The following is a 14,267-nucleotide window of genomic DNA, read 5'->3' on the forward strand; positions in this document are numbered from 1 at the left end:
AGGAGTGCCGATGGCCACCGAAGTCCTCCCCGTTCCCGACCCCGGCCTCGTGCCCGCCCCCACCTCCGCGATACCCGTGCCGGCCGGGAACCCGCTGGTCGGATCGCTGTTCGACCTCACCCGCCGCCCGCTGCGCAGCTACCTCGCGGCCCGCCGCGACCACGGCGACGTGGTGCGCTTCCAGGCCGGGCCGCCCGGGCTGCGGGCCGACTTCTACGGGGTGTTCTCGCCGGAGGGCGTCCGCCAGGTGCTGGCGGGCGAGGCGGCCAACTTCCGCAAGGAGGACCCGTTCTACGACGAGCTCCGGAGCAGCGTCGGCAACGGGCTGCTGACCAGTCAGGACGCCGAGTACCAGCGCCAACGCCGGATGGTGCAGCCGCTGTTCACCCGGCGCCGGGTGGACGGCTACGCGGACGCGCTCGCGCAGGAGGCGCAGTCGCTCGCCGAGCGGTGGCGGGCGGTGCCCGGCGGGGTGGTGGACGCGGCGGACGAGACGTCCCGGTTCGCGCTGCGGGCGGTCGCGCGCATCCTCTTCGGCGCCGACGTGGAGGAGGCGATAGCGGTGGTCCACCGCAGCTTCCCGGTGCTCGGCGAGTACGTGAAGGAGCGCGGCTACGCCCCGGTCCGCCTCCCGCGCACCTGGCCGACGCCGGCCAACCGGCGCGGTGCCGAGGCCCAGCGGGCGCTGTACGGGGTCTGCGACCGGATCATCGCCGAACGGGCCGCGCGGGGCGGCGGCGACGAGGGCGCGGACGACCTGCTCACCCTGCTCGGCCGGGCCCGCGACGACAACGGAGAGCGGCTGGACCCGGCCGAACTCCGGGACCAGGTCCTGGTGTTCCTGCTCGCCGGGCACGAGACCACGGCCACCGCGCTGGCCTTCGCGCTGCACCTGCTGGCCAAGCACCCCGAGCAGCGGCGGCTCGCCCGCGAGGAGGCGCGGACCGTCCTGGCCGGGCGCGCGCCGACGGCGGCGGACCTGGACGCGCTCCCGTACATCACCCGGGTGCTGAAGGAGGCGATGCGGCTCTATCCGTCGGCGGCCCTGGGCGGGCGGCGGGCGGTCGAGGAGACCGTCATCGACGGGTACGTGATCCCGGCGGGGGCACAGGTCGTCGTCGCACCGCTGGTCACCCACCGGCACCCGGACCACTGGGAGGATCCGGAGCGCTTCGACCCGGACCGCTTCCTGCCGGAGGCGGAGCGGGCCCGGCACCGCTACGCCTGGTTCCCGTTCGGGGGCGGGCCGCGGGCCTGCATCGGGCAGCACTTCTCGATGCTGGAGGCGGTGCTGGCGCTGGGGGTGCTGCTGCGGGACTTCGAGGTGGAGGCGGTGGACCGGAGGGTAGCGCTCGCCCAGGGGATCACGCTGCGGGCGGCGAGCCCGATGCGGATCCGGGTGACGGCTGACAGCTGACGGCTGACGGGTTCAGCGAACAACGAACAGCGAAGAGCGAACAACAGACAGCGGACAGATGACAGATTTCAAACTCTGTTATCTGTCTGTTGTCATCTGTGCGCCGTCCGCTGGGCAGACGACCGGAGCATTCGAACACATCACCCGGGCCTCGCGGGCAGCTTTTCAGATCTTTGTCTGACCGATTCCGGCCCCTCGATAGCGTCCCACGCACCCCAGGCCGGAAGCGCACATGCGGTTGGCATATGCCCTTCGTATGCAGTCCGCCCGGCCCGGGGAGCCCGGGCGCACCGCGTACCGCCTCCGGGCCCGACCGGTCGACCGGAGGTCCCATGGGCACCATCAACCACCTCAGCTTCGGCTGGCTGACCCCCGCCCTCTCGTACCTGATGGCCTGCGCCGGCGCGGCCCTCGGGCTGCGCTGCACGCTGCGCGGCCTGGCCGCGAGCGGCCCGGCCCGGCGGAACTGGCTGGTCACGGCCGCCGCCGCGATCGGCTCCGGAATCTGGACCATGCACTTCGTCGCCATGTTCGGCTTCACCGTCGACGGCACCGAGCTGCGCTACAACGTGCCGCTGACCGTCCTCAGCCTCGTGGTCGCGGTGCTGGTCACCGGCCTCGGCCTGACCGTGGTCTGCTACGGCCGGCACCGCGGCCTCTCCCTGCTGTCCGGCGGCGTCACCACCGGTCTCGGCGTCGCCGCGATGCACTACCTGGGCATGGCCGCCCTCCGGATGCACGGCGGGCTGCACTACGACGCCGGGACGGTCGCGCTGTCCGTGCTGGTCGCGGTCGGCGCCGCCACCGCCGCGCTCTGGGCTGCCGTCACCATCCGCAACGTGTATGCGGCCGCGGCCGCCGCGATGGCCATGGGCCTCGCCGTCAGCTGCATGCACTACACCGGCATGGCCGCCGTCCATGTCCGGTTGGAGCCGACCCGGACCGGCCTCGGCGGGGTCAGCCCGATGGAGTTCGTCTTCCCGCTCGCCGTCGGCCTCGGCTCGTTCCTCTTCCTCGCCTCGGCCTTCGTCGCGCTCTCGCCGACCGCCCAGGAGCGGGCCGGCTACCGGGAGGCCGGCGAGTTGGCCACCGAGGAACTCCCCGCCGGGCCCCCGTACCCCGAGCCCCCGTACCCCGAGCCCGCCCGGCAGGAGCTCGCCCCGGCCGAGGCCGGGCGGCGCGGCGGCGAGGGGCGCGACGGCGAACGGCACGGCCGCGCCGCCTGAGCCGCGCCCCCTCCAGTCCCCGACCGCCTGTCCCCGCCCGCCTGCCTCCGCCCTCCCGCCTCTCCCTGCCCGAAAGGCTCCTCACCCATGCGAGAAGACCGTGGTACCGCCCCCGGTGCCCGTCGGGGTGCCCATGCCGGGCCGCCCGCCCGTCCACCGCGGCCCGGCCCGTGGCTGCGCGGCCTGCGCCCCCGGACGGTCCGCGCCCGGATCATCGCCCTGCTGATGGTCCCGGTCGTCTCCGTCATCGCCCTGTGGGGGTTCGCCACCGTCACCACCGCCCAGGGCGTCTGGGGCCTGATGCGCCAGCGCGACGCCCAGCGCACGCTGCTCACGCCGGTCGCGGAGACGGTCGCCGGACTGCAAGTCGAACGCACGGCCGTCGGTCAGCTGCTGGCCGCCCCGGTGGCCGCCCCCAGCGCCGTCCGTGAGAGTGCTCTGCGCGAGGCGGCGGCGGCCACCGACCGGGCGCTCACCCCGCTGTTCCCGGACCCCCGCCGGCCCGACCGGGGCTACAACCGTGCCGACGCCCAGGGCCTGGGCGGGGACGCGGCCGCCCGGCTGGACGCGCTCGGCGGCTCCCTCGCCGCCCTGCCCGTCCTGCGCGACCGGGTCCTGGCCAGGAGCGTCGGCTGGCCCGAGGCGTACGCCGCGTACGGCGAGGCGGTGGACCGGGCGCTCGCCGCCGCCGGTGCCGTCGCGCCGCTCCAGGACCGCCAGGTGGCCGCCGACGCGCGGGTGCTGCTGGAGCTGGCCCGGTCCCGGGAGCTGCTCGCCCGGGAGGACGCCCTGCTGCGCGCCGCCCAGCTGTCCGGCGGGCTCGGCGACGACCAGCTGCGGGAGTTCGCCGGCGCGGCCTTCGCCCGGCGCGAGTTCGAGCGGGGCGCCGCCGCCGAGCTGCGCCCCGCCGACCGGGCGGCGCTGCTCGCCGTCACCGGTGGCCAGGACCACCGCGAGCTGGCCGGGTACGAGGACAGGGTGCGGACGGCCGCCGACGGCCGGACGGCGGTCGCGGCGGTGCCGGCCGACCGGTGGGCGATGGTCGCGGGCAATGTGGCCGGCGGCCTGCGGACCGTCGAGGACCAGGCCGGACGGCTCGCCGCCGAGCGCCAGGACCCGTACGCCCTGGGCCTGTTCACCCCGGCGGGGATGGCGGTGCTGCTCGGACTGGTCGGCGTGGTGGCCTCGTTGGTGATCTCGGTGCAGATCGGGCGCGGGCTGGTCACCGATCTGATCGGCCTGCGCAACTCGGCACTTGAGCTGGCCGGGCGCAAACTTCCGGCGACCATACGGAAGTTGCGTGCAGGGGAGGAGGTGGACATCGAGGCCGAGGCGCCCCGGCCGGTGGGGCGGGGCGACGAGATCGGCCAGGTGCAGCGGGCGCTGGGCACCGTCCAGCGGGCGGCCGTGACGGCGGCGGTCGAGCGGGCCGAGGTGCTCTCCGGGGTCTCCGGTGTGTTCGTCAACCTCGCGCGCCGCAGCCAGGTCCTGGTGCACCGCCAACTCACCCTGCTGGACGCGATGGAGCGCCGCACCGACGACCCGTCCGAGCTGGCCGACCTGTTCCGCTTGGACCACCTCACCACCCGGATGCGCCGCCACGCCGAGGGCCTGATCATCCTCTCCGGGGCCGCTCCCGGGCGGGGCTGGCGTCGGCCCGTCCCGCTGGTGGACGTGGTGCGCGCGGCCGTCTCGGAGGTCGAGGAGTACGCCCGGGTCGAGGTCCACCCGCTGCCACGGGCCGCGGTGGTCGGCCACGCCGTCGCCGACCTCACCCACCTGGTGGCCGAACTCGTCGAGAACGCCACCGGGTTCTCCCCGCCGCACACCCGGGTGCACATCCGGGGCGAACGGGTCGGCAACGGCTTCGCGTTGGAGATCGAGGACCGCGGCCTCGGCATGGGGCCGGAGGTGCTGGCCTCGGCCAACCGCCGGATCGCCGCCGCCGAGCAGAGCGACCTCTTCGACAGCGACCGGCTCGGCCTGTTCGTGGTCAGCCGGCTCGCCCGGCGGCAGGACGTCAAGGTCTCGCTGGTGACCTCCGCGTACGGCGGCACCACGGCGGTGGTCCTGCTGCCGACCACGCTGCTGGCCGACGAGACGGCCGACGATACGGCCGAAGTGGAGGCGGAGATGGGGGCGGCGGAGGCGCGGTACGGCTTCGAGCCGGTGCCGCCCCTGCCGCGCGCGGCGGCGCCGGGCGGCGTGGCGGTCGGGGCGGGGCCGACGGAGCCGGTGTTCGCCGAGCGGGCACAGCACGGTGGCCCGGAGCGGGAGTTCACGCCGGTGCACGGTCACGCGGGGGAGCCGACGGGGGGTCCCAGCGGTGTCCCGGGCGGCGCCCTGAGCGGCGATCCGAGGCGCCGGGAGTACTCGCAGGGCGGGGCAAGTGACGGGCTTCCGGCGGCGGGTGGGCCGCCGCCGGAGGGTGGGGCGCTGCTGCCGTTCGGTGCCCGGGGCAGCGACCCCGGGCCGGTGCGCCGTACCCCCTACCGGGCCTCCGGTGCCCGGGTGGCCGGTCCGGCTGCGGACGGGGGCGCGGGTGCGGCCGCCCGTCCGCAGTCCGGGCCGCCGCAGCCGTACAGCGCGGAGCCGTACCGTACGGAACGCCGTTCGGAGCCGGTAGCCGGACCAGGCTCGCGCGGTCCCCGTCCGGACAGTCAACGTCCGGACAGTCAACGACCGGACGGCCATCGGCCGGACGGCCCCCAAGTCGACTCGGGCCCCGAGGAGTTGCCGCGCCGGACCCGCCAGGCGAGCCTCGCACCGCAGCTGCGCGAGGGCCCGGCCCGTCCGACCGCGCACAGTCGTCGTACGGCCGCCGCCACTGCAGCCGTGGCCTCGGCCGGCCCCGGGTCCGGCGACGGCTTCGGCGCCGCGGGCCGCAGCCCGGAGGAGGCGCGGGCGGCGATGTCGGCCTTCCAGAACGGATGGGCGCGCGGTCTGCACCCGGAGGGTCGGCGGGACGGGCAGCCCGCCGACGCTCCGCGGCCGCCGCGGGCGCGCCACCCCCAACCCCCGTCCCGACCCGAAGGAGAGCGTCCGTGATCGCCACCACCCACCGTGCGGGGGAGCTGAACTGGCTCCTCGACGAGCTGGTCCAGCGCGCCCCCGAGCTCCGCTTCGCCGTGATGCTCTCCGCCGACGGCCTGGCCATGGGCACCTCGGCCGGTCTGGCGCGGGAGGACGGGGAGCATCTGGCGGCCGTCGCCTCCGGCTTCCACAGCCTGGCCAAGGGCGCCGGCCGGCACTTCGGTGCGGGTGAAGTCCGCCAGACCATGGTCGAGTTGGAGGGCGGCTACCTGCTGGTCGCGGCGGCCGGGGAGGGCACCTGCCTCGCCGTGTTCACCACGGCCCGGGCCGACCTCGGCCTGGTCGCCTACGAGATGGCCAGGCTGGTCCGCCGGGTCGGGGAGCACCTGAGCGCCCCGCCGCGGACGGTGGGCGGCCGGTGAGTCCGGTGCCCCACCCGCCCCGGGGGCGACATTCCGAGCACCCGAGGGCCGAACCCGACGGTCACCCCCGCAACCCGCTCGCGGCCGCCCACCGGGCCCGCTGGTACGACGACGACGCCGGGCCGCTGGTCCGCCCGTACGCGATGACCAGGGGGCGCACCGGGGCCGGGGAGCAGCGCTTCGACCTGATCGCCGTGGTGGTCGCCGAACTCCCCGACCCGGCGCTCGTACCGGACGCGCCCGAGCCGCCGGTCGGCCCGGAACAGGCGCGCATCCTCGCGCTGTGCCGGGGCACCCCGCTGTCCGTGGCCGAGCTGGCCGCCGAGCTCGACCTGCCGGTGGGCGTCGTGCGGGTGCTGCTCGGCGACCTGCTGGCGGCCGGGCTCATCCGGGTCCGCCGTCCCGTCCCGCCCGCCCTGCTCCCCGACGAGCGCATCCTCCAGGAGGTCATCCGTGGACTCCGTGCACTCTGACCACCCGTCCGACCTGCCCGACCCGTCGGTATCGTCCGGCCGGTCCGGTCCGTACGGCGGGTCGGACCCGTTCGATGCCGAGGATCCCGACGACGCCGTGCTGGCGCTCAAGATCCTGGTGGCGGGCGGCTTCGGGGTCGGCAAGACGACGCTGGTCGGTGCGGTCAGCGAGATCCGGCCGCTGCGCACCGAGGAGCGGCTGACCGAGGCCGGGCGGGAGGTGGACGACCTCGACGGCGTGGAGCGGAAGTCGACGACCACGGTGGCGATGGACTTCGGTCGGATCACCATCCGCGAGGGGCTGGCGGTCTACCTGTTCGGCACCCCGGGGCAGGACCGGTTCTGGTTCCTCTGGGACGAGCTGGCCCAGGGGGCGCTCGGTGCGGTGGTGCTCGCCGACACCCGCCGGCTGACCGACTGCTTCCCGGCCGTCGACTTCTTCGAGCACCGGGGCATCCCCTTCGTGGTCGCGGTGAACCGTTTCGCCGGGACACGGGAGTTCAGGCCGGAGGAGGTCGCCCGCGCGCTGGACCTGGACGCGGGTACGCCGGTGCTGTTGTGCGATGCGCGCCACCGGGCCTCGGGCAAGGAGGTGCTGATCAACCTGGTCGAGCACGCGGGCCGGGTGCACGCCGCCCGGCTGCTCGCGGACGTCTCTCCGGTGGGCTGAGGCGGCGGCGGGAGGTGTCGGCGTGCGGATGACAGCTGACAACTCACAACTAACAGATGACAGCTGACAGATTTCGAAATCTGTCAGCTGTCATCTGTCACCCGTCGACTCTCAGCGGTTCCGGGTCCGGTGGTTCAGCTGTGCCACTGGAACACGATCCGGGTCCAGCTGGACCCGGGGCAGTTGCCCCAGACCGCCCAGGCCTGCGGCCGCGCGCCGATCCACAGGCCGGTGCTCGACGAGCCGTCGGCACAGTAGGTGATGGTGCGCAGTCGTCCGGAGTAGACGTTGCAGGTCCCCTCCCAGCGCCAGCCGTAGTCGGCGGTGATGACGCAGCGGTAGGTCGCGGTCTCGACGGTGTTCCAGTCCGTGTCGGTCTCGGGGGTGATGGCCTGGGTCCGGACCGTCGCCGCGGCGGCCGGCAGGGCGGTGGTCCCGAGCACGCCGAGGGCGGCCGTGGCGGCCAGCCCGAACGTGACGATCTTCCTGGCGATGCAACCTCGCACGGTGGTTCTCCTTGCTCAGGGGTTCTCGTCGGGCGGAGCCGTCCCCGGTCGCCGGGGTGTCCGCGCGGAGGTGAAGTCCCGCTTCCTGTGCGGTTGGTGACATGGTGCACACGAATGACTGCGCACAGTGAGACGACGAACTATGATGTGACCTGTGTCACAAGTCATTCGGTCGGCTCAAGACCCCTGTGGCCAGGGCGGACCGGGTGCTCGGGGTGCCGATTTCCGGGGAGAGCGGCATGGTGGATTGCAGCGGTCGAAATGCGGGCGGCGGACGGGAAGAGGGCTTCGGTCCGAGTGGGAGTGGCGGTCAATCGGCCGAATTCAACCGGGTGTTCACGGATCTCCTGCCCAGACTCCAGCAGGCGGCGGCCTCCCTCGCCGGCGGTCCGGTCGGCGCCGGGGACGTCGTCCACGAGGCGTACCTGCGGATCGCCCGCCGGCCGGAGCGCTTCCTCGGTCATCCGCAGCCGTACGCCTACGCGTTCACCACGATGGTGAACATCCTGCGCGACCAGTGGCGCCGGGAGCGCCGGCGGGTGTCGATGCCCGAGGTGCCGGAGGTGGGAGACGCCGTCGACCGGGACCGGGGGGAGTTCGACCCCCGGTCCGGCGGGATGGCCGAGTTGCAGGCGCGCTGGGAGGTGGTGCGCCTGCTGGGCTTCCTGACCGTCAAGCAGGCCCGCGCGGTGGCGCTGGTGGACCTCGACGGCTACAGCGTCGACGAGGCCGCCGAGCTGCTCGGGCTGCACCGCAGCACGCTGGCCGTCACCCGGCGCCGCGCCCACGGCCGACTGCGCGCCGTCCTCCAGCGGGAACGCGAACGCGAGCGGGAGGCGGGGTGCGAACGCGAGCAGGAGCGGGGGTGCGAACAGGAGCGCGAGCGGGAGCACGAGCGGAGCTGAGGGTGTGGCGGTGCGCGGGGCGGCGGGCGTGCGAGCGCCGCCCCGACGCACCGAGCTGACGGCAAGTCAGCTGATGCGCCGCCCCGGCCCGTACCCTGCGAATCGTGATCATCCACCAGCACGGCCGCCTGCGCGCACTGGCCGAGGACGGCCGCTGGCCCGAGCTGCTCGCCGCCTACCGGCAGGGCCGCGCGGCCGCCGTGGCGGAGGCGGGCGAGGAGGCCGCGGCCGTGCTGACCGCGCCGCTCGGCCACCTGATCGCCTACGCGGCGCCGCCCGAGCTGGCCGTCCGCCTGTTCGACCGGGACGGCGGCACGGGGACGGCCGCCGGAGTGGCCGACCACGACGCCGGCCCGCTCTGGGAGGTGCTGGCGACCCGGCACTCCTGGCTGCGGCTGGCCCCGTTGCTCGGTCCGGTCCCGGTGCGACGGCTGGTCGCGCACACCCGGGCGCTGCTCGGCGAGGACCTCTCGTACGGGGCCGAGCCCGACCCGGAGGGCGTGCCGCTGCGCCTGGAGCCGTGGGAGGCGGCGGGCTGGGACGAGGCGGCCCGGGTACGCGAGTACCTGCCCGGCGGGGGCGCGCGCAGTGCGCTGCTGACCCTGCCAGCCAGCCGGGAGGGCTTGGGCGAGGTGGAGCTGCCCCCGGTGGCGCGGTCGGCCGGACGGCCGGACGGGCCGCCGGTCACCCGGGCCCTGGAGGGGCTGGGCGCGCTCGCGCCGTGGGCGGAGACGGCCTGCGTCCGCGGCCGGGCCCCGGCGGCGGCCGCCCTGCTGGCCCGCGACCGGCGGGTGGTCGGCGGGTACCTGCCGTTCGCGCTCGTCTACCCGGCGCTGGTGCGGTCCGCCGCCCTGGAGCGGGCGCAGGGCTGCGCGCACGGGAGGCTGGGGGTGTGGCGGGCACTGGCCGCGATGGCCGCGATGGCCGGGGCGGACGGCCTGGACGGCCTGGATGGTCCGGACGGGGCAGGCGGGGTGGACCGGGGCGAGGTGAACGCGCTGGTGGACCGGATGCGCTGTTTCACCTGGCAGGAGCCGTCGGCCGGGCTGCACCATCTGCACGTCGTGCTGGAGGACCCGGCCGGCGGGGTGTCCTGGGTGGTCAGCGGCTCGCAGGACCTGTGACGAGCGGGCCGGGTACCTGTTCGGGCCCGACCGGGAACGTCGGCCGGACGGGAAAACGAGGACCCCCGGTCCGGCGCCGTTTCCGGGGGTTGGTGGGGGCGCCGGACCGGGGGAGTGCGGGGGTCGCTGCCGGGGTCAGACCCCGGCGGTGGCCGCGCCCTGGGTGGCGGTGCCCCGGGTGGGGACAGCCTCGGGGGCGGTCTCGGGAGTGGCCTCGGGGGTGTCGGCCGTAGAGCCGTCCGACGCGGCGGCGGGACCGGAGGCCGCACCGTGCGAGTCGACCAGTGTCAGCTCGTCGAACGGCAGCTCACCGGCCAGCACCCGCCGGGCGCGCTCGGCGTCGATCTCGCCGGTCCAGTGCCCGATCAGCACGGTCGCGACGGCGTTGCCCGCGAAGTTGGTGAGCGCGCGGGCCTCCGACATGAAGCGGTCGATGCCGACGATCAGGCCGACCCCGTCCACCAGCGCGGGCTTGTGCGACTGGAGCCCGCCCGCGAGGGTGGCCAGGCCGGCGCCGGTGACCCCGGCCGCGCCCTTGCTCGCGATCACCATGAAGACCAGCAGCGAGAGCTGTTCGCCGAGCGACATCGGCTTGTCCATCGCCTCGGAGATGAAGATCGACGACATGGTCAGGTAGATGGCGGTGCCGTCGAGGTTGAAGCTGTAGCCGGTCGGCACGGTGATGCCGACGACCGGGCGGCTGACGCCCAGGTGCTCCATCTTGGCGATCAGGCGGGGCAGCGCGCTCTCGGAGGAGGAGGTGGAGAGGATCAGCAGGAACTCGCGGCCGAGGTACTTCAGCAGCGCGAACACGTTGACCCCGGCGACCAGGCGCAGCAGCGTGCCCAGCACCACGACGACGAAGAGCACGCAGGTGACGTAGAAGCCGATCATGATGACGGCCAGGCTCTTCAGCGCGGCGGTGCCGGTGGCGCCGACCACGGCGGCCATCGCACCGAAGGCGCCGACCGGCGCGACCCACATGATCATCGACATGACCCGGAAGACCAGCCGCTGCACGTGCTCGATCCCGCGCAGCACCGGCGCGCCGGCCGGGCCCATCGCCTGGAGGGCGAAGCCGGTGAGCAGGGCGACCAGCAGGGTCTGGAGCACCTTGCCCTGGGTCAGGGCGGAGAACAGCGTCTCGGGGATCATCCCGAGCAGGAAGTCGGCGGTCGACTGGGCGCCGCCGGCGGCCGCCTGGGCGTGGCCGGACTTGGCGAGCGCGGCGGTCAGGTGCAGGCCGCCGCCGGGCTCCAGCAGGTTGCCGACGACCATGCCGATGGCCAGCGCGACGGTCGACATGGCGAGGAAGTAACCGAGGGCGAGGCCGCCGACCTTGCCGACCTTCGCGGCCTTGGTCACCGAGCCGATGCCCAGGACGATGGTGCAGAAGATCACCGGGCTGATCATCATCTTGATCAGGTTGACGAAGCCCGTGCCGATCGGCTTCAGCTCCACGGCGAAACCGGGGGCGGCCAGGCCGACCACCACACCCGCGACCACCGCGGCGATCACGGCGATGTAGAGGTAGTGGGTCCGGTCCTTGCGTCTGGGTCCCGCCGCCGCGGCGGCTCCAGTGATCGACATCTGCGGCTCCCTTGCCGTGCAGTCCTGGTGGCCCCGGGGGGATGGGCCGCTCTGACTATGGGCTCCGAGGTGACGGAGGTCACGTTTGCGTTCATAGAGTTCATGAACGGCGCGGGCGGCCCGGATGTCCGACCCGGCTGTCCGGCCCGGATGTCCGGCCCGGAGGCCTGGCCCGCGAACGGTGCGGGCCGGACGGCCCTCGGGGGCGCCCGGGGGCGTGGTGCACACTGGCAGGCATGTCCGAGCGCACCGCCCCCACCGCCCCGCGCCGCCGTTCGCACCGGCCGACGGGCCGCGGTCCCCGGCGGCTGGTCCGCAGCCTGGCCGGGCAGCTGTTCGTCGTCCAGGTGGTGATCGTCGCCGCCGTGGTCGCCGGTGGCGCGGTGCTCGCGTACCTCTTCACCGCCGACCGTGCCGAGGACGCCGCCCGTCGCCAGGTCACCGCGGTCGCGCACGCCGTCGCCGACTCGCCGTCCGTCCGGGCCGCCGTCGGCGCCCCCGACCCGACCGCGGCGCTCCAGCCGTACGTCGAGCAGGTACGGGCCGACACCGGGGTCTCCTTCATCACCGTCATGGACACCGACGGCGTGCGCTGGACCCACCCGCTGCCCGAGCAGATCGGCCGGACCTACCTCGGGCACATCGACTGGGCGCTCGCCGGGCAGACCCGCAGCGAGACGTACACCGGCACGCTCGGCCCGTCCGTGCGGGTGGTCGCCCCGGTGTGGGACGAGCGGCACCGGGTGGTCGCGCTGGTCAGCGCGGGCCTCACGGTGGAGTCGATCTCCGCGCAGCTGAGCGGTCCGCTGCTCGCCCTGGTGGGGGTGGCGGTCGCCGCGCTCGCGGTCGGCGGCGTCGGCACCTATCTCGCCAACTCCCGGCTGCGGCGGCACACCCATGGGATGGGGCCGGACCAGCTGAGCCACCTCTACGAGTACCACCAGGCGACCCTGCACGCGGTGCGCGAGGGACTGGTCCTGCTGGACCGCTCGCACCGGGTGGTGCTCTGCAACGACGCCGCCCGTGAACTGCTCGGTCTGACCGGCGACCTGGACGGTCGACCGGTGGTGGAACTGGGCCTGCCGGAGGCGCTGGTGGCGGCCGTGCTGGGGGAGGAGCCCGTCCGGGACGAGGTGCACCTGACCGCCGAGCGCGTCGTGGTGCTGAACACCTCCACCATCGGCACCGGCCCCGGCCTCGGCCGTGTGGTGACCCTCCGGGACCACACCGAACTCCAGGCGCTCAGCGGGGAGTTGGACTCGGTGCGGTGCTTCACCGAGGCGCTCGGCGCGCAGGCTCACGAAGCCGCCAACCGGTTGCACGCGGTGGTCTCGCTGATCGAACTCGGCCGCCACGAACAGGCGGTGGAGTTCGCCACCGCCGAACTCGAACTCGCCCAACAGCTCACCGACCGGGTGGTCGCGGCGGTGGGCGAGCCGGTGCTGGCCGCGCTGCTGCTCGGCAAGGCCGCCCAAGCCGCCGAACGGGGCGTGGAGTTGACGCTCACCGAGGACAGCCGGATCGACGACGGGGTGCTGCCGCCCGGCCTCTCCGCACGGGACCTGATCACCGTCCTCGGCAACCTGATCGACAATGCCGTGGACGCCGCCATCGCCGGCGCGGCCGAGAGCCCCGTCCCGCCGGAGGTCACCGTCACGGCGCGGATCGCCGGCGGTCGGGACTGCACCGGCGGGGATGGGGGTAACGGCGCCGGGGTGCCCGGCGCCTGCCTGCTGCTGCGGGTCGCCGACACCGGCGCGGGGATCGACCCGGGCGCGGTCGAGGACGTCTTCCGGCGGGGCTGGAGCACCAAGCAGGACGGGCACGGGCACGGGCTCGGGCTGGCGCTGGTCGCCCAGACCGCCCGGCGCAACGGCGGCACCGTCGAGGTCGGACGGGAGCGCGGCGCGGTGCTCACGGTGCGGCTGCCGCTGGCCGGACGGCCGGGCGGGCCGGGAGGGCCCGGTGGCGAGCCGGGGGAGCCCGCCGACCGGCCCGGTGGGTCGAGCGGTCGGGAGCGGGAAGGGGCCCTGGCGTGAACGGCACCGCCCACACGGCCGCCGCCGGGGCGGGGATCTCCGTCCTGGTGGTCGAGGACGACCCGGTGGCCGCCGCCGCGCACACCCTCTACGTCCGGCGGGAGCCCGGCTTCCACGCCGCCGGGACGGTCCACAGCTGCGCCGACGCGCTGCGCTTCCTGGACCGGGCCCGCGCCGCCGGGACGCCCGTCGACCTCACCCTGCTCGACCTCTACCTGCCGGACGGCCACGGGCTCCAGCTCTGTCGTACGCTGCGCGCGGCCGGCCACAGCACCGACGTCATCGCGGTGACCTCGGCCCGCGACCTCGCGATGGTCCGGCAGGCGGTCTCCGCGGGCGTCGTGCAGTACCTGCTGAAGCCGTTCAGCGCGGCCGCCCTGCACGACCGGCTGGAGCGCTACGCCCGCTACCGCGACAGCCTCGGGCGCAGCGGGGAGGCGACCGGGCAGGAGGAGGTCGACCAGGCGTTCGCCCTGCTCCGCACGCCGGAGCGCAGCACCCTGCCCAAGGGGCTGAGCGCGCCCACCCTGGACACCGTCGCCTCGGTCCTGCGCGAGGCGGCCACCGGGTTGTCGGCGGCGGCCGCGGGCGCGGCGGCCGGGGTATCCCGGATCACCGCGCGGCGCTACCTGGAGCACCTGGTGGAGACCGGGTGCGCGGTGCGGGAGCCGCAGTACGGGAGCGTCGGGCGGCCGGAGCTCTGCTACCGGTGGCGGCACCGGACCTGAGGGGCGGGGCCCGAGGAGCCGGGCCTGAGGCACCGGGCCTGAGGGGCGGGGCCTGATCGTCGGGTTCGGCCGGTGCGGGCCGGGCCGTGACCTTTCCGCGCGGCGCTCGTTGGAGGAACCGGGGGAGGTTCACT

General features: G+C 75.0%; 12 protein-coding genes. 10 read left to right on the forward strand and 2 right to left on the reverse strand.

The genetic code is table 11. From position 1 onward, the window contains the following. Positions 1-10 precede the first annotated feature (10 nt). From AMK13_RS25660 to AMK13_RS25685, 6 genes are all read left to right on the forward strand, one after another. Positions 11-1,417, forward strand: a complete 1,407-nt coding sequence (locus tag AMK13_RS25660) for a cytochrome P450 (RefSeq protein WP_079272444.1) — start codon at positions 11-13, stop codon at positions 1,415-1,417. A 332-nt stretch (positions 1,418-1,749) separates the two neighbouring features. Beyond that, positions 1,750-2,643 (forward strand): MHYT domain-containing protein, encoded by an 894-nt coding sequence (locus tag AMK13_RS25665; RefSeq protein ID WP_079272445.1) that lies wholly within the window; start codon positions 1,750-1,752, stop codon positions 2,641-2,643. Between the two features lie 87 nt (positions 2,644-2,730). After that, on the forward strand, positions 2,731-5,691 hold the full coding sequence (locus AMK13_RS25670) for a sensor histidine kinase (protein WP_274538701.1): 2,961 nt from the start codon (positions 2,731-2,733) through the stop codon (positions 5,689-5,691). Then, positions 5,688-6,098, forward strand: coding sequence for a roadblock/LC7 domain-containing protein (locus AMK13_RS25675; protein WP_049651863.1), 411 nt, complete (start codon positions 5,688-5,690; stop codon positions 6,096-6,098). Before AMK13_RS25670 ends, AMK13_RS25675 begins: the two co-directional genes overlap by 4 nt. A 125-nt stretch (positions 6,099-6,223) precedes the next feature. Continuing rightward, a complete protein-coding gene (locus AMK13_RS25680; RefSeq protein WP_049651866.1) occupies positions 6,224-6,571 on the forward strand; it encodes a DUF742 domain-containing protein in 348 nt (115 codons plus the stop codon). A gap of 97 nt (positions 6,572-6,668) precedes the next feature. Next, positions 6,669-7,241, forward strand: a complete 573-nt coding sequence (locus tag AMK13_RS25685; protein WP_049651867.1) for a GTP-binding protein — start codon at positions 6,669-6,671, stop codon at positions 7,239-7,241. Positions 7,242-7,375: 134 nt separating this feature from the next. On the opposite strand, the gene AMK13_RS25690 is transcribed toward AMK13_RS25685, so the two are convergent. Further along, positions 7,376-7,747, reverse strand: a complete 372-nt coding sequence (locus AMK13_RS25690; RefSeq protein ID WP_074004250.1) for a hypothetical protein — start codon at positions 7,745-7,747, stop codon at positions 7,376-7,378. A gap of 332 nt (positions 7,748-8,079) precedes the next feature. On the opposite strand from AMK13_RS25690, the gene AMK13_RS25695 reads away from it, so the two are divergent. Next, positions 8,080-8,652, forward strand: a complete 573-nt coding sequence (locus AMK13_RS25695) for an RNA polymerase sigma factor (protein ID WP_241853027.1) — start codon at positions 8,080-8,082, stop codon at positions 8,650-8,652. A 104-nt stretch (positions 8,653-8,756) separates the two neighbouring features. Continuing rightward, on the forward strand, positions 8,757-9,776 hold the full coding sequence (locus AMK13_RS25700; RefSeq protein ID WP_074004252.1) for a hypothetical protein: 1,020 nt from the start codon (positions 8,757-8,759) through the stop codon (positions 9,774-9,776). 135 nt (positions 9,777-9,911) lie between these two features. Here AMK13_RS25700 and AMK13_RS25705 read toward each other — a convergent pair whose 3' ends face one another. Further along, a complete protein-coding gene (locus AMK13_RS25705; RefSeq protein ID WP_079272447.1) occupies positions 9,912-11,366 on the reverse strand; it encodes a cation:dicarboxylate symporter family transporter in 1,455 nt (484 codons plus the stop codon). Between the two features lie 236 nt (positions 11,367-11,602). Here AMK13_RS25705 and AMK13_RS25710 point away from each other — a divergent pair, with 236 nt between their 5' ends. Then, on the forward strand, positions 11,603-13,405 hold the full coding sequence (locus tag AMK13_RS25710; protein ID WP_074004253.1) for a sensor histidine kinase: 1,803 nt from the start codon (positions 11,603-11,605) through the stop codon (positions 13,403-13,405). Next, entirely contained in the window at positions 13,402-14,133 is a 732-nt protein-coding gene (locus AMK13_RS25715; RefSeq protein WP_074004254.1) for a response regulator, read from the forward strand. Before AMK13_RS25710 ends, AMK13_RS25715 begins: the two co-directional genes overlap by 4 nt. Positions 14,134-14,267 lie beyond the last annotated feature (134 nt).

It is taken from the genome of Streptomyces sp. CB02056, from assembly GCF_001905545.1.
Taxonomy (GTDB): Bacteria; Actinomycetota; Actinomycetes; order Streptomycetales; family Streptomycetaceae; genus Kitasatospora.